The 19,164-nt window shown below is 70.5% G+C and carries 17 protein-coding genes; 7 read left to right on the top strand and 10 right to left on the bottom strand.

Features of this window, described 5'->3' with window-relative positions; translation table 11 throughout:
• Positions 1–200: 200 nt before the first annotated feature.
• The 4 genes from OHO83_RS02405 to OHO83_RS02420 all read right to left on the bottom strand — a co-directional run bounded on the left by OHO83_RS02405 (position 201) and on the right by OHO83_RS02420 (position 2,960).
• Positions 201–338 (bottom strand): hypothetical protein, encoded by a 138-nt coding sequence (locus OHO83_RS02405; protein WP_266679404.1) that lies wholly within the window; start codon positions 336–338, stop codon positions 201–203.
• Positions 335–1,495 carry a CaiB/BaiF CoA transferase family protein gene (locus OHO83_RS02410; protein ID WP_266679402.1) on the bottom strand — a complete coding sequence of 387 codons (1,161 nt, stop codon included), beginning with the start codon at positions 1,493–1,495 and terminating at the stop codon, positions 335–337. Before OHO83_RS02410 ends, OHO83_RS02405 begins: the two co-directional genes overlap by 4 nt.
• Positions 1,492–2,259 (bottom strand): crotonase/enoyl-CoA hydratase family protein, encoded by a 768-nt coding sequence (locus OHO83_RS02415; RefSeq protein WP_266679400.1) that lies wholly within the window; start codon positions 2,257–2,259, stop codon positions 1,492–1,494. The genes OHO83_RS02410 and OHO83_RS02415 overlap by 4 nt, the downstream gene beginning before the upstream one ends.
• Before the next feature lie 236 nt (positions 2,260–2,495).
• Positions 2,496–2,960 (bottom strand): RidA family protein, encoded by a 465-nt coding sequence (locus tag OHO83_RS02420; protein ID WP_266679398.1) that lies wholly within the window; start codon positions 2,958–2,960, stop codon positions 2,496–2,498.
• Positions 2,961–3,299: 339 nt separating this feature from the next.
• Here OHO83_RS02420 and dctA point away from each other — a divergent pair, with 339 nt between their 5' ends.
• The 3 genes from dctA to OHO83_RS02435 all read left to right on the top strand — a co-directional run bounded on the left by dctA (position 3,300) and on the right by OHO83_RS02435 (position 6,935).
• Entirely contained in the window at positions 3,300–4,652 is a 1,353-nt protein-coding gene (gene dctA, locus OHO83_RS02425; protein ID WP_330278526.1) for a C4-dicarboxylate transporter DctA, read from the top strand.
• Between the two features lie 49 nt (positions 4,653–4,701).
• A complete protein-coding gene (locus tag OHO83_RS02430) occupies positions 4,702–5,616 on the top strand; it encodes a LysR family transcriptional regulator (RefSeq protein WP_266679394.1) in 915 nt (304 codons plus the stop codon).
• A gap of 236 nt (positions 5,617–5,852) precedes the next feature.
• Positions 5,853–6,935 (top strand): tartrate dehydrogenase, encoded by a 1,083-nt coding sequence (locus OHO83_RS02435; RefSeq protein ID WP_266679392.1) that lies wholly within the window; start codon positions 5,853–5,855, stop codon positions 6,933–6,935.
• 551 nt (positions 6,936–7,486) lie between these two features.
• On the opposite strand, the gene OHO83_RS02440 is transcribed toward OHO83_RS02435, so the two are convergent.
• The 3 genes from OHO83_RS02440 to OHO83_RS02450 all read right to left on the bottom strand — a co-directional run bounded on the left by OHO83_RS02440 (position 7,487) and on the right by OHO83_RS02450 (position 11,414).
• Entirely contained in the window at positions 7,487–8,824 is a 1,338-nt protein-coding gene (locus OHO83_RS02440) for an MFS transporter (protein ID WP_330278527.1), read from the bottom strand.
• Between the two features lie 40 nt (positions 8,825–8,864).
• Positions 8,865–10,370: an NAD-dependent succinate-semialdehyde dehydrogenase gene (locus OHO83_RS02445; RefSeq protein ID WP_330278528.1), complete on the bottom strand. Its 1,506-nt coding sequence runs from the start codon at positions 10,368–10,370 to the stop codon at positions 8,865–8,867.
• A 270-nt stretch (positions 10,371–10,640) separates the two neighbouring features.
• Positions 10,641–11,414 (bottom strand): IclR family transcriptional regulator, encoded by a 774-nt coding sequence (locus OHO83_RS02450; RefSeq protein ID WP_266679388.1) that lies wholly within the window; start codon positions 11,412–11,414, stop codon positions 10,641–10,643.
• A 328-nt stretch (positions 11,415–11,742) separates the two neighbouring features.
• On the opposite strand from OHO83_RS02450, the gene fae reads away from it, so the two are divergent.
• The 4 genes from fae to OHO83_RS02470 all read left to right on the top strand — a co-directional run bounded on the left by fae (position 11,743) and on the right by OHO83_RS02470 (position 15,754).
• The gene (gene fae, locus OHO83_RS02455; protein WP_329431814.1) at positions 11,743–12,291 is read left to right on the top strand and encodes a formaldehyde-activating enzyme; all 549 of its coding nucleotides are present in this window, start codon (positions 11,743–11,745) and stop codon (positions 12,289–12,291) included.
• 81 nt (positions 12,292–12,372) lie between these two features.
• The gene (locus OHO83_RS02460) at positions 12,373–13,308 is read left to right on the top strand and encodes an NAD(P)-dependent oxidoreductase (RefSeq protein ID WP_330278529.1); all 936 of its coding nucleotides are present in this window, start codon (positions 12,373–12,375) and stop codon (positions 13,306–13,308) included.
• A gap of 180 nt (positions 13,309–13,488) precedes the next feature.
• Positions 13,489–14,298: a DUF4389 domain-containing protein gene (locus OHO83_RS02465; protein ID WP_330278530.1), complete on the top strand. Its 810-nt coding sequence runs from the start codon at positions 13,489–13,491 to the stop codon at positions 14,296–14,298.
• A gap of 127 nt (positions 14,299–14,425) precedes the next feature.
• Positions 14,426–15,754 carry a hypothetical protein gene (locus tag OHO83_RS02470; protein ID WP_330278531.1) on the top strand — a complete coding sequence of 443 codons (1,329 nt, stop codon included), beginning with the start codon at positions 14,426–14,428 and terminating at the stop codon, positions 15,752–15,754.
• On the opposite strand, the gene OHO83_RS02475 is transcribed toward OHO83_RS02470, so the two are convergent.
• The 3 genes from OHO83_RS02475 to OHO83_RS02485 form a co-directional block, all read right to left on the bottom strand.
• Positions 15,726–16,166: a universal stress protein gene (locus OHO83_RS02475; RefSeq protein ID WP_329431819.1), complete on the bottom strand. Its 441-nt coding sequence runs from the start codon at positions 16,164–16,166 to the stop codon at positions 15,726–15,728. The two genes, OHO83_RS02470 and OHO83_RS02475, sit on opposite strands and share 29 nt — an antisense overlap.
• Before the next feature lie 114 nt (positions 16,167–16,280).
• Positions 16,281–17,789 (bottom strand): carotenoid oxygenase family protein, encoded by a 1,509-nt coding sequence (locus OHO83_RS02480; RefSeq protein ID WP_330278532.1) that lies wholly within the window; start codon positions 17,787–17,789, stop codon positions 16,281–16,283.
• Positions 17,790–17,925: 136 nt separating this feature from the next.
• Positions 17,926–19,080: a hypothetical protein gene (locus OHO83_RS02485; protein ID WP_266679374.1), complete on the bottom strand. Its 1,155-nt coding sequence runs from the start codon at positions 19,078–19,080 to the stop codon at positions 17,926–17,928.
• Positions 19,081–19,164: the final 84 nt, after the last annotated feature.

A 19,164-nucleotide genomic window follows, 5' to 3' on the forward strand; every position in this document is an offset into this window, starting at 1 on the left:
TGGCCTCGATCTGCGCCGCTCCGTGTGGCCTGCGTCGCAGATCCCTTTCGAACGATCGTTAAGGTAATCCCGCAGCGCAGAACCTGTCCATGTTCCGAACAGGAGACCTGCTTCACGCCCAGGCACGACCGAGTCCTCCCGGTCGAAGACGATGCCGTCCGCCAGGCCATCACGGGCCTTGCGCTGTCGCACAACTCGCCCTAAGTGAAGGTGAGTTCACCGTCACGCAGCGCGATCCGGTCCGCGTACCGACGGGCGGAGCCCGCGAGGACGGCGCCGAGCGGCCCCTCGGGGTAGGTCAGGCTCTCGGGCATGCCGTCAGGCACATACCGCTTCATCCGACGATCCCCTTCTCACGCAGCGTTTCGATGTCCTCGTGGGTGAGCCCGGTCGCCCTGGCCAGGATGTCGGAGGTGTGCGCGCCGACGACGGGCGCGGGCCGGGGCTCGCCGGCCGGGGTCGCGCCGAACCGCGGGGCGGGCGCGGGCTCGTGGCCCCCGTGGGAGCCCCGGCGGAAGGTGCCGCGGGCGGTGTTGTGCGGGTGCTCGGCCGCTTCCGTGAGGGACAGGACGGGGGTGACGCAGGCACCCTGCCCCTCGAACGTGGCCCCCCACTCGTCCCGCGTGCGGGTGGCGAAGATCCGGGTGAGGCGGGCCTTCATGGCGGGCCAGGTCTCCCGGTCGCGCTGGCGCGCGAACTCCGGTTCCTCGGCAAGGCCGAGGACTCCGAGCAGGGCGGCGTAGAACTGCGGCTCGATCGCGCCGAGGGCCACGTGCCTGTCGTCGGCGCAGCGGTACACGGCGTAGAAGGGAGCACCTCCGTCGAGGAGATTGACACCGGGCTTGTCCTCCCAGCCACCCTGCGAGAGAAAGCCGTACGTCATCGAGAGCAGCAGCGCGGTGCCGTCGGTCATGGCCGCGTCGACGACCTGCCCCTCGCCGGTGGTGCGCGCGTGGAGGAGAGCACTGACCAGGCCGAGGGCGAGCAGCATGCCGCCGCCACCGAAGTCGCCGATCAGGTTGACGGGCGGTACGGGGTCGCCGCCCGCGGGGGCGATGGCGTGCAACGCGCCGGCCAGCGCGATGTAGTTGATGTCGTGCCCGGGTTCCTGGGCGAGCGGCCCGTCCTGTCCCCAGCCCGTCATCCGGCCGTACACGAGCTTGGGGTTCGAGGCGAGACACACGTCGGGGCCGAGCCCGAGCCGCTCCACGGCTCCCGGCCGGAATCCCTCGATCACGGCGTCCGCGCCGGCGATCAACTGCCGTACGGCGTCGGCACCTTCGGGATGCTTCAGGTCGACGGCGATGGAGGTGCGGCCGCGGTGGATCACCGGGTGCCTGGTCTCCTGTCCGGCCTCGGCGGGCCGGTCGACACGGATCACTTCGGCGCCGAGGTCGGCGAGCATCATGCCGCAGAACGGGCCGGGGCCGAGGCCGCCCAGTTCGACGACACGCACCCCGGCGAGCGGGCCGCTGGCCCCGCCGGCGGGACTCACTTTCCGGTCCAGCGCGGAGCACGCTTCTCGGCGAAGGCGCGCGGGCCCTCTTTGGCGTCGTCGGAGGCGAAGACGGGGGCGACGATCTCCCGCATCCGCGGCCAGGCCTCTTCGGCGGCCCAGGTCGGGGCCTCGGCGACGATCTGCTTGGTGGCGCGCACGGCGAGCGGCCCGTTGGCGGCGATGGAACGCGCGAGGTCCAGGGCGCCTTCCAGAGCCCCGCCCTTCTCGGCGACACGGTTCACGAGGCCGTAGGTGTGGGCGCGCTCGGCATCGAGGAAGTCGCCGGTCAGCGCGATCTCCATGGCCACGGCGTACGGGATGCGCTGCGGCAGGCGCAGCAGCCCGCCCGCGGCGGCGACGAGACCGCGCTTGACCTCGGGGATCCCGAAGCGGGCGTCGCGCGCGGCCACGACCATGTCGCAGGCGAGGACGATCTCGCAGCCGCCGGCCAGGGCATAGCCCTCCACGGCGGCGATCATGGGCTTGCGCGGCGGCGCCTCGGTGATGCCCGCGAGGCCACGCCCCTCGACGACGGGCCGCTCCCCCGCGAGGAACGCCTTGAGGTCCATGCCGGAGCAGAAGGTCCCGCCCGCGCCGGTGATGACGCCGACGACCTGGTCGTCGCGGCGGTCCAGCTCATCGAGCGCGGCGGCCACACCCTCCGCCACCGCGCGGTTCACCGCGTTGCGGGCCTCGGGGCGGTTGATGGTGATGACGGTGGTGCCGTCGTCGCGGAAATCGGCGAGTACTGCGTCGGCCATGCGGGGCTCCCGGCTCTGGATCACGGACTGCGCTGTGCGGTGGACGAACGGCCTCCGGCCGCGGCGCCCAGCACCACGACTTCTGTCGAACATTCGTTAAGTTACGAGGCACGTACAGGCCTGTCCACCCTGTGTGACTCACCGCGCGCCTCGGAAGCGCGCCGCCGGACCCCGCGAGGCGCCCCGCCCCCTCAGAGGCGTCCGCGCCTCCTCAGGGGCGTCCGTGCCCGCTCAGGTCACTCGTCCACCTCGAAGGTGGACTCGATCTCGACGGGCGAGCGGCGCGGCAGGGCGGCCACCCCTACCGCGGACCGGACATGGCGACCTCGCTCCCCCAGAGCCAGGACGACCAGTTCGGAGGCTCCGTCCATGACCAGCGGCGCGTCGGCGAAGTCGGGGCCGCACCGTACGAAGCCGGTGAGGCGCAGCGCCCTGAGGCGGTCGAAGTCGCCGTCGCAGGCTTGTCCGGCGAGGGCCAGCGCGTTGAGCGCGCACAGAGCGGCGGCATGCTGAGCCTGCGAGACGGTGAGGTCGACGCCGACGATCCCTTCGTACTGGACCACTCCGTCACGCGTGGCGGTCTGCCCTGCCACGAGCACCTGGCGGCCCGAGCGGACGAAGGGAAGGTAGTTGCCGTTGGGCTTCGGGGGCTCGGGGAGACGGAACCCGCGTTCCTTCAGCCTTGCGTGGATGTCGGACAAGTCTCGAGTCCTTTCGGGCGGTCTGGGCCGGGACGGCCGCGGATCACTGCACCAGATGCCCGCCTCGGGGGCAAAGTCCGTCACCTTGATCCTCGAGGAGGCGAGGGTGTGGGTCACCTCATAGGCGCGGCCTATGCGGGGCATCGATTTTTGGTCGTGGACCCTCGCGAGTGTGACCGGCTTCACTGTCCTGCTAGCAGTGGGCCACCGAACGGACTCGGTGTCCCACAGACCTGGCCGAGCCGGCATCCGCGAACGCACCGCGCAGGACAGCGAACACTGTCGCCGCGCCCCGCAGCGTGTGCCGGCGAGCCTCTCCCACCCCGTATGGAGGTTGCAATGACGCACACCCCGCACGAAGTGCCACCGATCGCCGCGACAGCTCGGACCAAACCCTGGTACCGGCAGCTCTACATACAGGTGTTGGCCGCGATCGTGATCGGCATCGTGCTGGGGTGGCAGTGTCCTGATCTGGCCACCTCGATGGAGCCGATCGGCACCACCTTCATCGCCGCCATGAAGATGCTGATCGGACCGATCGTCTTCCTCACCATCATCAGCGGCATCGCCGGGGTGGCCGATCTGAAGAAGGTGGGTCTCACCGGCCTCAAGGCCCTCACCTACTTCCAGGTCGGCACAATAGCCGCGCTGATCACCGGACTTGTCGCCATCAACCTCTTCCGCCTGGGCGACGGCGTCCACGCCGATCCGTCGCGGCTGAACACCTCCGGGGACGCCGGTCAGTACATCCAGCAGGGCGAGCACCAGCAGTGGTGGGAGTTCCTCACCAACCTGGTGCCCCACAGCTTCTTCGGCGCCTTCGTCGAGGGAGACATCCTCCAGGTCATCTTCCTCGCGGTGGTTTTCGGCATCGCCGTCAAGTCGGTCGGCAAGGTCGGGGAGCCACTCATCGCCGGGGTCAACCGCCTGACCGAGGTGGTCTTCAAGGTCCTGTCCTTCGTGATGAAGGCGGCACCGCTGGGAGCTTTCGGCGCCATGTCCTACGCCATCGGGAAGTTCGGCCTGTCCACCCTGGCCAGCCTCGGCTCGCTCATCCTGCTCTTCTACGTCACGTCGATCCTCTTCGTCGTCGTCGTGCTCGGCACGGTGCTGCGCGCTTACGTGAAGCTGAACATCTTCCACCTCTTCCGCTACTTCAAGGACGAGTTCTTCCTCGTCCTCGGCACCTCCACGGCCGAACCGGCCCTGCCCGGACTGATGCGCAAGCTCCAGTTCATGGGTGTCGAACGGTCGACGGTGGGACTGGTGGTGCCGACCGGCTACAGCTTCAACCTCGACGGCGCCTCCATCTACCTCTCCCTCGCCACTCTCTACATCGCCCAGGCCACCGACACCGCGCTCTCGGTGGGACAGCAACTCGGGCTGCTGGCCGTCATGCTGCTCACGTCCAAAGGTGCGGCGGGAGTGGCCGGCGGCGGCTTCATCGCCCTGACCGCCACTCTGTCGACTGTCGGCCACGTGCCGGCCGCGGGCATCATGCTGATCTTCGGCATCGACAAGTTCATGTCCGAGTGCCGGGCCCTGGTCAACTTCTACGGCAATGCCGTCGCGACGCTGTTCATTGCCACGTGGGAGAAGGGCCTCGATCTGCCCCGCGCCCGGCAGCTGTGTCCCGGGTGCGGATGCCCGAGCACCGGTCACCGGTACCCGGCAGCTTGCGCCGCAGCCTGACCGATAGGCTGCGGCTATTGCTTTGTCGTCTACGGGTCGGGGAGGCGCCGTGGACGCCCGGCAACTCGAGTACTTCCTCGCGATCGTGGAGCACGGGGGGTTCAGCAAGGCGGCGGCCGCACTGCACGTCGCGCAGCCCTCCTTGTCGCAGGCGATGGCGAACCTGGAGTCCGATCTGGGTGTCTCCCTCTTCCACCGGCTGGGCCGTGGCGTGGTGCTCAGTGAGGCCGGCGCCGAGCTCCTGGAACCCAGCCGGCGGGTTCTACGGGATCTCGATGCCGTGCGTGAGAAGGCGGCAGGACTGTCGGGACTGCACGGCGGGACCGTCGAGATGGCGGTCATGCCGTCCCCCGGCATCGAACCGCTGACCACACTGGTCCAGCGCTTCACCGAGCTGCACCCCTCGCTGAGGGTCAGCACGCGGGCCGCGTTCACTCCCGATGAAGCGATCGCTCTCGTACGCAGCGGCGCCTGTGAACTCGGCCTGCTCGGAGCGGCCAGCCCGGTCGACGTCCCGGGGATCGAAGTCCTGCCCGTCGAGGTCCAACCGTTCGTCGCCGTCTCCGCGCCGGGAGGGGAGATCCAGGACGCCGTCCCCCTGCGCCCGGAGGACCTCGCCGGGCGCAAGCTCATTGCGTCCCGCCGCGGCAGTCTGATGCGCACCATCGTCGACGACATCACCACCGCCGGAACGGACACGGACATCGTCGCCGTGGTCGACCACCGCACATCGATCCTCCCTCTCGTCCTGAGCGGTGTGGGCATCGCCGTCCTGCCGGCAGCCTGGACGCGCCTTGCCCGCCGGTGCGGAGCCGCCGTCGCACCCATCGAGCCGACCGCGCATCTGCACGTCGCCATGATCAGTCTGCCCGCGCACCTGACCCCAGCCGCCCGCTCGTTCCTGGACCTGACCCGGTCCCTGGCCAGGCAGCGAACCGCCGAGGACCGCACCGGCCTCGCCTGATCGGCCGCGGTGCCACCCGGCGGACCACTGTCGGTGGGCCGCCGACCTCACCTGAACGACCCTCGTTCCTCGCGTCGGACACCGTCGGGTGGTTCACGCCCCCCTGCTGCCCCACCCATCGGCTGCAGCTATGGGTCGTATCGAAACCAGGTCTTGGACGCGGTGCCGGGCTCCTGTGTTGACTCGGGGATGTCCAGCCACGCACCCCATGTGCCCGCTCATCGCCGGAGGCCGTTGTGACCACACCTCAGATATTCAGGATCGCCGCCATTCCCGCCGACGGCGTCGGCGCGGAAGTCGTCGCCGCGGGCCGCGCCGTGCTGGACGCGCTGGCCCAGGACTCGGGCGGCGCCTTCTCCTTCGCCTGGGAGGAGTTCCCCTGGGGGTGCGACTACTACACCAGGACCGGCAAGATGATCGACGACGACGGCCTCGACCGCCTCAAGGACTTCGACGCCATCTACTTCGGCGCGGTCGGCTGGCCCACGGTCCCCGACCACATCAGCCTGTGGGGCCTGCGCCTGAAGATCTGCCAGAGCTTCGACCAGTGGGCCAACGTCCGCCCCGTCCACTTCCTGCCCGGCGTCCAGAGCCCGCTGCGCAAGGCCGACGACACAGACCTCGACTGGGTCGTCGTGCGCGAGAACAGCGAAGGCGAGTACGCCGGTCTGGGCGGACGCAACCTCGCGGGCCGCGGCCCCGGCGGCGAAGTCGCCGTCCAGTCCGCTCTGTTCACCGAAGTCGGATGCGAACGCATCATGCGCTTCGCCTTCGACCTCGCCCGCACCCGCGACCGGCGCAAGGTCTCGAGCGTCACCAAGAGCAACGCCCAGCAGTACGGCATGGTCCTCTGGGACGACGTCTTCAAGCGCGTCGCCGCCGACTATCCCGACGTGGAGACCGAGAGCGTCCTCGTCGACGCCATGTCGGCGAAGTTCGTCCTGCGCCCCGAGGACCTGTCGGTCGTCGTCGCCTCCAACCTCAACGCCGACATACTCTCCGACCTCGGCAGCGCGCTGGCGGGCAGCCTCGGACTGGCAGCGAGCGCCAACCTCAACCCCGAGCGCCGCTTCCCCAGCATGTTCGAGCCCGTGCACGGCTCGGCGCCGGACATCGCCGGCCAGGGCCTGGCCAACCCGATCGGCGCGGTGGGCAGCGCGGCGCTCATGCTGGACCACTTCGGCCTGCCCGAACAGGCTGCCCGACTGCACCGAGCCATCGAGGCCACGACCGCGGCGGGCGTCCTGACCTGCGACGTAGGCGGAACCGCAACGACCGAAGACGTCGTCAAGGCGCTCATCGACGCCCTGAACGACTGACACCCCGATACCGTCCCGGGCCGTTCCATGTTCGCGCCATCGGCCCGGGACTTCGTGCGTGTCGGTACGTGCGGCGAACTACGGCCTACTGGTAGCAGGGCGAGCCACAGAGCACGGTGACCGTACCCCTCTCCTCAGCCGTCGTGGCCGGGCTGTGGTGAGCGGGGGCCGCCGGGGACTTGCTGGTCTCCCAAGGCATCGGGGCTGCCATGGCCTGCGGAGCCACAGCGGTGAAGGCTGAAGTGGCCACGAACACGACGGCAATCACACGCTGGCGCAGGCTCATCTGGACTCCCTGATCGACCGGTGAGGTTCGGCGGTCGGCGCGCCGCTCGGGCGACGCCGACTGCCAGTCTCGACGTATCCGCCACCCAAGTGTCGCGGTTTTCCTCGGAGTTGGCGCATCTCCACATGGTCACCGCGACCGGCAGGCGGCGTTCCATGCCGGCCTGCCGGGCCCGTCGCAGTCACGCACGGGCCCGGTCCCGGCCGGATTCCGGAGACAGCTCCCGGCGCGGGGCGGTGCCGAAGCAGACGCTCTTCCGGAGTGGTCAGCGTCCCGCGCGCGCCGTGTGGGCCAAGTCCATGTCCGTGGTCTCGGGGGCCAGGAAGTGGGAGACCAGGCCGCCGAGCGCGAGCACCGCCGCGCCGATCAGCAGGACGAATCGCGGGCCCACGTGTTCCAGTCCCATCGGCAGCAGGAACGTACCGATCGCCGCACCGACGCGGCTGATGGCCGCGGCGAATCCGACACCCGTGGTGCGCAGTGCGGTGGGGAAGACCTCCAGCGGATACACCGCCGTCAGCGCGCTGGACGCCGCGTTGAGGAAGATGAAGAACAGGAAGCCGCCCACCACGACGGGCGTGACGTCCGGCCACATCGCCACCAGGGCGAGGCAGACCGCGGTGATCCAGAACGGGGGGATCAGGAGCTTGCGGCGGCCGATGCGCTCGACCACGAGGCAGCCGAGCGTGACGCCCGCGACCGCGGTGAACGCGTAGACGAGGAGTGCGGCGACCGCGTTGTCGCCCATGTTCAGGGCCTCGAACACCTCGCTCCAGAAGGCGCCGATCGCGAAGTACGGCAGGACGAGGGCCGCCCAGAACGTGCCGGCGAAGACGGTCGCCCGCAGGTGCTTGCGGCTGAACAGCGCCCGGAATCCCGCCCGTTCACCGCTGTCGGCGAGTTCGGCGTCCGCGTCGAGCTCGATGCCGTACCGCTCGATGAGCGTTCGGGCCTCCTCGGTGCGGCCCCTGCTGAGGAGCCAGCGCGCCGACTCCGGTACGCCCCCGCGCAGTGCCAGACAGACGACGGCGATGACCGCGCCGCTGGACAGGGACCAGCGCCAGCCGCCGTCCATCTCGGCGAACAGGGCGCCGACCACGGTGGCCAGGGCGTATCCCACGTACCAGCTGATCTCCAGGCCGAGGAGTCGGCCACGGCCCTTGCTGGGCGCGTACTCGGACAGCAGGGGTGCGCCCACCGCGTACTCGCCACCGATCGCCAGGCCCATCACCAGGCGGATCAGGAAGAGCTGGGTGCCGTCCGCCACGAAGAACTGGGCCACCGAGCTGATCAGGAAGATCAGCATGTCGACCATGAAGACGGGGCGGCGCCCGAAGCGGTCGGCGAGCCAGCCGAAGGCCGGTCCGCCGAAGAAGATGCCGATCAGCGGCGAGGCTCCGACCAGGCCCTGGGCGACCGTGCCCAGGTGCAGGTCCGCGGTGAGCGCGGTCATGGCCATGCCGATGCCGCCGATGACGTAGCCGTCGAGGCCCTGGCCCAACTGGGTCGCGGTCTTCAGGCGGAAGTGCAGCCGGGCCCGGTCGCGAGGGCTGCCCGCCGCGGGCGCGCCTTGGGGGCGTTGGGAGACAGGCGTCATTGCCATGGGGACTCCGTAGGTTGTGGGGACAGGGGCGGGCCGGGTCTCAGTCGGTGGGCCAGTCCAGGGCGACGTACTTGGTCTCGAGGAACGCCTCGATTCCCTCGCGGCCTCCCTCTCGGCCGATGCCGGACTGCTTGACGCCGCCGAAGGGGGCCGCCGTGTCGGAGATCAGGCCACGGTTGAGGCCGACCATGCCGGCCTCCAGGCGCTCGGCGATCCGCAGGCCGCGGGCCAGGTCCCGGGTGTAGACGTACGAGGCGAGGCCGTACGCCGTGTCGTTGGCGGCGGTGAGCACCTCCTCCTCGTCGGTGAAGGTGACGATGGGGGCGACCGGGCCGAAGACCTCGGTGTGCAGGATCTCGGCGTCGGCGGGGACGTCGGTGAGGACGGTGGCCGGGTGGTACCAGCCGCCGTCGACCGGCACCTCACCCTGCGCGGCGATCCGGGCCCCGCGCTGCACGGCGTCCGTGACCAGGCCGCTGATCCGCTCCACGGCCGTCGGGTTGATCATCGGGCCGAGGGTGACGCCCTCGGCGAGACCGGGCCCGGCCTTGACCGCGCGCATCGCGGCGCCGAACTTCTCGGTGAACTCGGCGGCCACGTCGGCGTGCACGTAGAACCGGTTGGCCGCGATGCACACCTCGCCCCCGCCGCGCATCTTCGCGTCCATCGCACCGCGTACGGCGGCGTCGACGTCGGCGTCGGCCAGTACCACGAAGGGGGCGTTGCCCCCGAGTTCCATCGTCACGTTGACGACGTGGTCGGCGCACTGGCGCAGCAGCACGCGGCCGGTGGCGGTGGAGCCGGTGAAGGAGAACTTGCGCACGCGCTCGTCGCCCAGCCATGCAGAGACGGTCTCGGGGGCGCGGTCGGTCGGCAGGACGTTGAGCAGCCCGTCGGGCAGTCCCGCCTCGGCGAGCAGCGCGGCGACGGCCAGCGCGGTCAGAGGTGTCTCGGGGGCCGGCTTGAGCACCACGGGGCAGCCGGCGGCGAGGGCCGGGGCGATCTTGCGGGTGGCCATCGCGGCGGGGAAGTTCCACGGCGTGACGAACGCGGTGACGCCGACCGGCTGCTTGATGACCACGTGGCGGAAGCCGCCGGCCGGTGCCTCGCCGAAGCCCGAGCCGACGCGTACGGCCTCCTCGGCGAACCAGCGGAAGAACTCGGCGGCGTAGCCGACCTCGGCCTTGGCGTCGCGGTACGCCTTGCCGTTCTCCAGGGTGATGAGCCGGGCGAGGGCGTCGCTGTGCTCGCGCATCAGGCGGAAGGCGCCCATGAGGATCTCCGAGCGGCGGCGGGCCGGGGTGCGCCGCCACTGCTCGGCCGCGCCCGAGGCCGCATCCAGGGCGGCGGCCGCGTCGGCGGCCGAGGCGGCGCCGACCTCGCGGACGACCTCGCCGGTGGCCGGGTCGTACACGGGGTAGGTGCGGCCGTCGGACGCGGCACGCCACTGCCCGCCGATCCACAAGTCCCCTTCTCCATAAGGAGACTTGACGATGCTCTCGATGTCGTTGGCGAGGGCGGTTTCGGCGGCGGGATCGATGTCCATGGACTGCTCCTAGCACCGGGTCGCGGGCGCTCAGGGCGCACGGATCCGGCAGGTGGAAGAAAGTGTTGCCAAGCAGACCGGCGGAAAAGGGCGTGCCCAAGGGCAGGCCCGGTGCGGGGCGGGGACGTCTCTGGGGTCTCTGTCCGTCGCGCTGGGGCCGGGATGCGAGGAATTTACGGGCCGTCAACCGCCGAGAACAAGGTCTCAGCAGCGATCGAGACGCGAGTTGCGCTCAGCGCAACCCCTCCTCGTGCCTGCGTTCACCGCCGCCTACGGCCGCGGCTCCCAGCCGAGCTGGGCCGACACCTTGGCCGCGGCGGCCGCGGCCGCCCGTCCCGCGTGGTCGAGGCGCGCGGCGAAACGCTCGGTGGGCGCGGTGACGTTGAGCGCGGCCACGACCCGGCCGCGGAAGTCACGCACCGCCGCGGAGACGCCGGCAAGGCCGGGCTCGAACTCCTCGACCTCCCGGGCGAACCCCTCCGCCTCGGCCCGCCGGATGCGGGACCAGAGGTCCGGCACCGACACCTCCTCCGTGGCCCCGAACCGCACATACAGCTCGTCCGGGCTGGCGCCCTCCAGGAGCACGGGTCCCGCGGAGGTGGTCCAGGCGGGGCAGCCGCGGCCCTCCCATTCGCGCAGCCGGTAGGAGTGCCCGGACACCGAGAGCAGGGTGCGCACCTCTCTGTCGTGCAGCACGCACAGGTGAGTGGTCTCCTCCAGGTCCGCGGCCAGCCGGTGCATGACCGGCCCCGCAACCCGCACGACCCGGCTCTCCGAGGTCCGCGCGACCAGCGAGAACAGCCTCCAGCCGAGCCGGTACTCCAGGCTGTCGGGGTCCCGCTCGACGATGCCCTCGTCGGCGAGCGCCTTCAGCGCCCGGGACACCTGGCTCTTGTCGCGTCCCACCAGCTGGGCTATTCGCACGACGCCGAGACCGCCGGTGCGGTGGGCCTCGGGCGAGCCGAGGGCTTCGAGGAGATCGACGTCGCGGCGTAGGCCATGGCCCTGGCTGCGGACGGACCGGGGGACGTTGGCTTCGTTCACGCTCGCATCGTAAAGGCGTCGGCCTGCCGGCGAAGTGCCTGGTCAGAGTGTGGTCACGCGGACATCCGAGCGGCAGGGGCGCGAAGGGTTGCGCGCATCGCAACCCCGGTTTCGATTTCAGGTGCGGGCTTGCACGCCGGACGCGCGGCGACCTAGTTTCGCCGGGCAGCCAACCGAAGGCGGGGTACGTCCCCACCGGTGCGGCTACATCTCGCGCCGCGGGTCGGCACACCCTTCAACTCGTCAGGCGTGCCCGCCTGCTGGGCCTTACGTGTCCCCGGCTCGATCCCACCCTGTCCCGCCCTGATCCTCGTACGGGAGCACCTCCATGTCCTTCGCCTCCACCGCCCTCATCGGTGAAGCCTTCGTCGGCGCCGGCGTCAACGCCGCACACACCAACATCGTCCTCGGCCGCAAGGGCGGTCCGGTCGAGACAGCGTGGGCCACCGCCCTGGCCACGCCCAGTGCGGGGCACGTGCCGTTCATGACGGTCGTGCGCCCCTCCGTGCCGGTGAAGCCGCTGACGCTGTTCGTCAACAAGGCAGCCGCCGACGGGGAGTTGCACGAGCGTGCCACCTGGGGTTCGGCCCAGGCGGGTCTCGCGCAGGGAGTCACCGACGCCTTGCTCGACGGCACCGTCCCCGCCGACGAGGCGGACGACCTGCTGATCATCGCCGCGGTCTGGGTCAACCCGGGCGTCGACGACCTGGACGAGTCCTTCCGCAACCAGCGGGTCGCCGCACACCAGGCTCTGCGCGCCGCCGTCGAGGGCCGGCCGACGGCCGGGGACGTGATCGACGCGGCGAAGTCCGGTGTCACCAACCCGTTCTACACGCCGACGGCGCAGCAGCTCGCGGACTCCGCGCCCGAGGCCTGATCATCCGCTCAACTCCCCACCCTCGCACCACACTTACGGCATTCCCCTTACCCCCGTACGCCGCTGCAGTAAGGAAAGATCATGAGGATCGGATTCATCGGTCTGGGCAACATGGGCGGCCACATGGCCCGTCATCTCATCCGGGCGGGGCACCAGGTGACGGTGCACGACACCCGCCCCGAGGCCGCCGCCGAACACGTGGCTCTCGGAGCCGCGTGGGCGGAGAGCGCCGCACTGTGCGCGAGCGACGCCGAGGTGCTGGTGACGATGCTGCCGAACCCGCGCATCGTCGAGGACGTGCTGCTGCGCGGCGCGGTCGCCGAGGCACTGCCTGTCGGGTCCCTGTGGATCGACATGTCGACGTCCACGCCGGCCGCCGCCGACCGGGTCGCCGCCGAGGTGCTCGACCAGCGCGGTGTGCGCCGGCTCGACGCGCCGGTGAGCGGTATGGCGCACGGCGCGAAGGCCGGGCAGCTGCAGATCTTCGTCGGTGGCTCCGGCAGCGACTTCGCGGCGGCGCTGCCCGTCCTCGAGGTGATGGGCGACCCCGACCGCATCCTCCACGTGGGTCCGCTGGGCGCCGGTTACACGGTCAAGCTCATGATCAACCTGCTGTGGTTCACCCACCTCACCGCGTCCGCCGAGGTCCTGGCCATGGGGGTGAAGGCGGGCGTCGGCCTGGACACCCTGCGCAACGCGCTCCTGGCCAGCCCGGCCGCCTCCAACTTCCTCGAGAACGACATCATGTCGATCCTCACGGACGGGGACTACGACGACTCGTTCGCCATGGCACTCGCCTGCAAGGACCTCGGGCTCGCCGTGGACCTGGGCCGGGACATCGGCGTCCCCACCGAGCTGTCGGCCCTGGTCGAGCAGATCTACCGCCGCTCCAAGGCCCAGCACGGCGACCTGGCGGGCGAGATGAGCCCGGTCCGTCTGTACGAGTCCCTGGCGGGCCAGGAATTCCGGCTCCCGGCGAACAAGGCGCGGGAGGCGGGTACGCCGGCGGCCGTGTGACCGAAGCCGGCTCGGCGGCATGAGGTAGCGCGTGGACCCGGTGCCGGGTGTGGCACCGGGCCCGGGCGTGGGCTCCCCCGCGCCTCCCTGCCGCCTCCGTTTGGCTCTGTGCCCGCGCGGGCGCGGCCGGGAGGGCACAGCATGTCGGTGTCAGCCGTACCGGAACGATCAGGAGTGCTCATGGCGACAGGCTGGGGCCCTCGGCCCGCGACCGGCGCCGAGGCAAGCGCCATCGAGTGGCTGCCGGCCCTCGACGTCCCCGCGCCCGAACGTCAGAGACGCTGGACCGTGCTGCTGCGGTGGCTGTTGCTGATTCCCCAGTACGTGGTGCTGTTCTTTCTCGCTGTCGCGGCGTTCTTCGTCATGATCGTCGGCTGGTTCGCGGCTCTGTTCATGAGGCGTCTGCCGGACGGGATCTTCTCGTTCCTGGGCTCCGTCCTGGCTTACGAGACCCGGGTCACCGCGAGCGCCACGCTGTTGGTCGACCGCTACCCGCCCTTCGCCTTCTCGGCCCCTGAGTACCCGGTGCAGATCGAGCTCCGCGCCACCCCGCTCAACCGTCTCGCGGTGTTCTTCCGCCTGATCCTGTTCATCCCCGCGGCCATCGTCGCGACCCTGGTCCGCAGCGGCTGGGTCACGATCTGCTGGGTGTTCTGGCTCATCGCCCTCGTCCTGGGGCGCCTGCCCGCTCCGCTGTACGCCGCGACGGCAGCCGTCGTCCGGTACAGCCTGCGTCTGAACGCGTATGTCCTGCTCCTCACGCCCGCCTACCCCAAGCGGCTCTTCGGCGACGAGCCGGTACCCGCGGAGGAAGTCCACTCGGGCACACGGCCGCTGCTGCTCGACACCGCGGCCAAGGTCCTCGTCGTGCTGTTCCTGCTGCTCGGCCTGGCCGCGCAGATCGCCAACAACACCGTCAACTACGACTCCGACGACGACTACCACATGACCTATCACTCGGCCGGCGCCGTGGCCCCGGAGCACTTCTGACCGGTTCCACAGCGTCAAGGGGGTGATGACACACCCATCATGACAGGTCAGAAGGCATTTTCGTAGGACGAAGGGCACAGCTCACCAGGCTTGTTCGGCCCTCTCCGGTGCACGCAGAATCTCCGCCATGACGCACTCGGGGAACATCGATCAGGACGACATCGCACAGGCACGGAATGTGCTGCTCGCTTCCGGACGCCGCACTCCGCGCGAGGAAGTCGACGCCTACCGAGTACTCGCCCACGTCAGCCCCGCCGCCTACCTGCCCCGGTTGGCCAAGGCCCTGCAGCGCCTCAGCTACGACACCGGCTCCGGCCGACGGCACGTAGCGTGTCTCGCGCTGCGCGAGGAGGCGGTGGCCGCGGCGCGTGCCATCGATCCGGCCGAACCTGCCCGCGCGGACGTTCTGTACGAGGCGCTCGACGACTGTCAGAGAGAGCTGTACGCCCAGGGCCGACGCTCCGAAGGTCTCGCCATGCGCGCCGAGATGCTCGCCGTCGGCCGTGCGCAGGCCGAACTGTCCCGAGACTCCAGGGTCCGGGGGCTGCATGACTGGGCTGCCGGTCTCTCCGAGGAAGGCCGCTTCGCCGAGGCCGCCGACGCGCTGACCGAGTGGGTCGGGGCACTCCTGCCCCACGGGTCCAACAGCGGGAGTCTCGCCTGGTCAATCCTGGAATGGATCGCCGCTCTGGATGCAGCAGCCCGGCCCGACGAAGCACTCGACGCCTTCGCCGTACTCGTCGACATGGAAGCGGACGAGGCCGCGAACGATCGCGGCCCGATGGCCTGCCACCTCTACTCGCTGATCGGCTACGCGCACATGCTCGACGCCTGCGGCCGGGGCGAACAGGCCACCGCCGTACGGCAAGAGGCGCTCACCTTGCTGACGGAATTGGCCGCCACGGGTGAGCGCAGGTCCTGGAGCAGCTATCAAGCGTCCTTCTGGGCGGTCCTGCTGCGCTTCTCCGGCGCCGACAGCGAGCGGCAGGCGGCCGGTGAACCGCACTTCCCTCCAGGGTCAACGCCCATGGTGTGGACTTCCGATGTCAAGCAGAGCTACTTCGACAGCCGTATCGCCCTGCGCGAGAGGGTGGACAGCCTTGCCCCGCGAGCCGCTGAAGACCCGGCTCAGCACTTGGCCGAACTGGTGCGGCTTCACCGAGTCCTCACCGTCCGCTCCGCTGTCTACTGGGAGCAGTGCACCCATCCGTTCGCGGAGCGAGTGCGCCCTCTGTTCGATGAAGGAGTGAGCCTGGCCCACCAGTTGTCACTGTGGGACCCGGCAGACGGTCCCCGCACACTGGCCCAGATCCTGATCGACCGATCGACCTTCCACACCGCGGTACGCGAGTTCGGGCCCGCCCTCGACGACTTCCGACAAGCCCTGAGCCACCTGGGTGAGGCCACCTGGCCCAACGGGCGGGAGGTCACTCGGCCGGCATGTCCGGCCGGATGATCGTCACCGGACACGGAGCGTGGTGCGCCACCTGCTGACTCACCGAACCGAGCAGGGCCCTGCGGAAGCTTCCGTGGCCCCGGCTGCCGACGACCAGCATCTCGGCGCCCTGGGCCGCGTCCACCAGCACTTCGGCCGCGTTACCACGCACCAGTCGCTCCCGCACCAGGGAACCGCCGTCCTCGCCGAGGACGGCGCGGACCTCGTCGACCAGACCCCGCTCGGCCTCGCCTTCGTCGAAGTCGGTGTCCACCGCCGGGGCCGACCACGACGCCATACCGGGTACCTCCCACGCCGAGACCGCCTCCACCCTCCCGCCCACGAGACCCGCGTACCGGACGGCCCAGCGCAGCGCGGCCCGCGAAGAGGGCGATCCGTCGACACCCACCACGATCCTCGGCACCCTGTCCATCGCGTTCACCCTTCCGACGCCTGTACATCCACAGTCTCCGAAAGCCGTACACACCGCCACGCGAGGCGGCCCACGGTCAGGGACAGGACATGTCCGCCTCGAGGGTGCCGGGCCTCACGCGTCCGGCACCCAGCTCCCGTGGAAGCCGAGCGGTACCCGGCCCGGAAGGTGGATACGGGCCAGGGGACGGGCGGTGAAGTCCTGAGCGGAGAGAATCACCAGGTCGCTGGCTCCGCGGTCGGGATTGTGCACGTAAGACAGGAGGTAGCCGTCGTCCTCGTCCCGTGCTCCGCGGCGTGGCACGAACACCGGCTCTCCGGCCGCCGCGCCGTTCGGGAAGCGGTGCACCTGCCGGCTGCCGCGCAGCATGTCGTGCTTGACCAGGCAGTTGGTGAACTTGTCGTCCGGCGGCAGCCCGTCGACCGTTTCGTAGGCGCGCCACATCTCCGCGGCGCTCGCTGTGTAGGCGAAGCGGTGGCGCCGCGACACCAGGGACTCGTTGACGCGGGGGAACTCCTGCGGCAGGTCGTCGAGCCGGGTGCTGGTCACTCGGCCCGCGCGCAGGTCGACGGTCCAGCGGTCGAGTGCGGGGGTGCCGGTCGTGGAGGGCCCGCCGTTGCCCCGGCCCGCGACGTAGAACGGGGCGGGCATGGTGGTCAGTTCCAAGACGACGGTGTCGCCCTGGTCGTACGCGTTGAGCGTGTGCGAGTAGAACACCGGATCGATCTCGAACCAGCGCGTGGCGCCGCCACTTCGGGGCATCACCCCCACCCGCATGGGGTGCTTCGGGTTCCATACGTAGGGGACGGGCGCGCCCGCCTCGGCGGCTGCCATGTCGAAGGTGATCGGCACGTCGACGATCACCACGTACTTCCCGGTCAGGGCGAAGTCGTGCATCATCGGCGCGTCCGCGACCGGGATCCTGGTGCTCCGTGCCGCGCGGCCGGTCCCGTCGATGACGAGGTGTCGCACATGGTCCCAGGTCGGGTAGTACGCCACCGCGTGCAGTTCGTCCGCCGCCGCGTCGTACTTGGTGTGTGCGGTGAACGCGCCCTTCAGCGTGGAGCGGAAGTCGTAGGGCCGCACCGTGTTCAGCTCGCCGTCCAGTTCGTACGGCAGTGGTCCGCTCTCCTGGAGGGCGAGGATGCGGCCCTTGTACGGGATGACGTGTGTGTTGCAGGCGAAGTCGTCCGGCGGGGCCTGGCCCGGGTACGGCTCACCCAGTTTCCGTGCCACCTGCGAGGAACGCACCCACCGGTTGCGGTACCACTCGGCGCGCCCGCCGCGCAGTCGCACCCCGTGCACCATGCCGTCGCCGAGCATCCAGTGGTGGGCCCGCGGGTCATCGACTCCCAGAGCGTTGGGGCCGGTACGCAGGTAGCGGCCGTCCAGGTCGCGCGGCACCCGGCCGGTCACTTCGAGGCCGAACGCCGTGAGTTCCTCGGTGACCGGCGCGAACGCGCCCTTCAGGAACGGAGTCGACTCCCCTCCCCCGGCTGCCGTGCCCTGGGTGGCGGCCTGCGCCTCGGTGGCGGGGTGACCGGGACCGAAGCCCCCGACGACGCTGCCGGCTGCCGCGATTGCCGCTCCCCGGAGGATCCTTCGGCGTGTGTGACCGCTCATCGCTCTTCCCCGTCCCTGGCCGGTGCCCGGCGTCTCTTCGCCGGTGCTGGGAAAAGCCTGCCGCGCGGCCGACGGCGAGTCAGGTGGCCTGGGCCCCATGTGGGGGTGGTGCCGGCAACACCCCCAACCAGGGCCGCTAGCCCGGAACGTCAGCCGTGTCCCGGCCGGCGGGAACGTCACCCGTGTCGGGGCCGCCGGCCGTCCGCAGTGTCGCGACGGCCGCCAGCCCCGCCGCGATGCCGAAGGTCAGTGCGGCCGGGACGCCGCTGCCGAGCGCCGAGAACCGGTGCACAGGCCCGTACACGCCGGCCGTGTCGTCAATCGTCATGTGCAGCACCTGGCTCGCCAGCAGCCCCAGTACGGTTGCGCAGACCGCGCCCAGAGCCATCGCCGGCACCGTGGCGCGCGTGAGCAGTCCGGGCAGCAGTCGAAGCGCCCACCACACCACGGCCAGCATGAGCACGTCGACGGCCCGGTACAGCAGCCAGTCCCCGAGCCCAGTGCTCGCGGGGGCCGTCCAGCCACCGAGCAGCAGCCACTGGCGCAGCAGGTCGCCGGGCTCGGACAGCATTCCTCCACCGCCGAACGAGGTCTGGATCCAGGCCGCCACCGATTGGTACGAGAGGACCACCAGCGACACCGCGACCACCGCTGTCCCCACGCTCGCGGACAGGTGGGCAGCACGCGGCGGCACACCGCGCCGGGGCAGCGGATCCTCGCCCTTGGCGGTCACACGGGCCACGAGCACCGTGACCACGGCTGTCAACAGCCCTGCGAACACCGTGACCGGGCCGCTCGACGCGATCACACCCGCCAGCGCCGGCAGGACGCGGTAGCTGCCGTGCCCCCTCGACGCGATCAGCCACGGTGCGGAGACGGTCACGGCCAGCGTTCCGGCCACCGGGGCCCAGGCCCACAGCGCGAGCAGCGTGGCCGGCGTACGGCCCTGTGTCGGCGGGATCCTGCGGACCAGGAGCAGCGCACCGGCCAGGAAGAGCACGAAGACCGCCACGAATCTGATCTGCATCGCCGTGCTGTACAGACCGACGTACTGGGCGCCTCCGCCCATCCCCGTGCTTCCGCCGACAGGCTCGCCGGACATCAGCCGCGCCGGGGAGTTGTACGACCAGGGTGCGAGCCAGCGTTCGAGTTCGGTCACGGACTGGGGGTCGAACACGCTGTTGGTGCCGCGCAGTTGCAGTGCCTGCGTGCTCGCCCCCGCCCACCACAGCAGCAGTGTGATGAGCAGGCCTCCGACCAGTGCCGGTATCACCGCGCGCCGATATGTCATGTGTAGTCCCCCGCCTTGGCTCGGCAGCCGCGTGTGCTGCGATGAGCGGAAGAATAAGGGGTGACGATCTCGTACGGCATGCGT

Origin of the sequence: Streptomyces sp. NBC_00569 (genome assembly GCF_036345255.1) — a bacterium.
In the GTDB taxonomy this organism is placed as follows: Bacteria; Actinomycetota; Actinomycetes; order Streptomycetales; family Streptomycetaceae; genus Streptomyces.

Coding starts and splice junctions, on each gene's coding strand:
- OHO83_RS02405 (WP_266679404.1), bottom strand. CDS start 338: ATGAAGCGGTATGTGCCTGACGGCATGCCCGAGAGCCTGACCTACCCC.
- OHO83_RS02480 (WP_330278532.1), bottom strand. CDS start 17,789: ATGAGCGGTCACACACGCCGAAGGATCCTCCGGGGAGCGGCAATCGCG.
- OHO83_RS02470 (WP_330278531.1), top strand. CDS start 14,426: ATGACGCACTCGGGGAACATCGATCAGGACGACATCGCACAGGCACGG.
- dctA (WP_330278526.1), top strand. CDS start 3,300: ATGACGCACACCCCGCACGAAGTGCCACCGATCGCCGCGACAGCTCGG.
- fae (WP_329431814.1), top strand. CDS start 11,743: ATGTCCTTCGCCTCCACCGCCCTCATCGGTGAAGCCTTCGTCGGCGCC.
- OHO83_RS02460 (WP_330278529.1), top strand. CDS start 12,373: ATGAGGATCGGATTCATCGGTCTGGGCAACATGGGCGGCCACATGGCC.
- OHO83_RS02415 (WP_266679400.1), bottom strand. CDS start 2,259: ATGGCCGACGCAGTACTCGCCGATTTCCGCGACGACGGCACCACCGTC.
- OHO83_RS02440 (WP_330278527.1), bottom strand. CDS start 8,824: ATGGCAATGACGCCTGTCTCCCAACGCCCCCAAGGCGCGCCCGCGGCG.
- OHO83_RS02475 (WP_329431819.1), bottom strand. CDS start 16,166: ATGGACAGGGTGCCGAGGATCGTGGTGGGTGTCGACGGATCGCCCTCT.
- OHO83_RS02485 (WP_266679374.1), bottom strand. CDS start 19,080: ATGACATATCGGCGCGCGGTGATACCGGCACTGGTCGGAGGCCTGCTC.
- OHO83_RS02465 (WP_330278530.1), top strand. CDS start 13,489: ATGGCGACAGGCTGGGGCCCTCGGCCCGCGACCGGCGCCGAGGCAAGC.
- OHO83_RS02445 (WP_330278528.1), bottom strand. CDS start 10,370: ATGGACATCGATCCCGCCGCCGAAACCGCCCTCGCCAACGACATCGAG.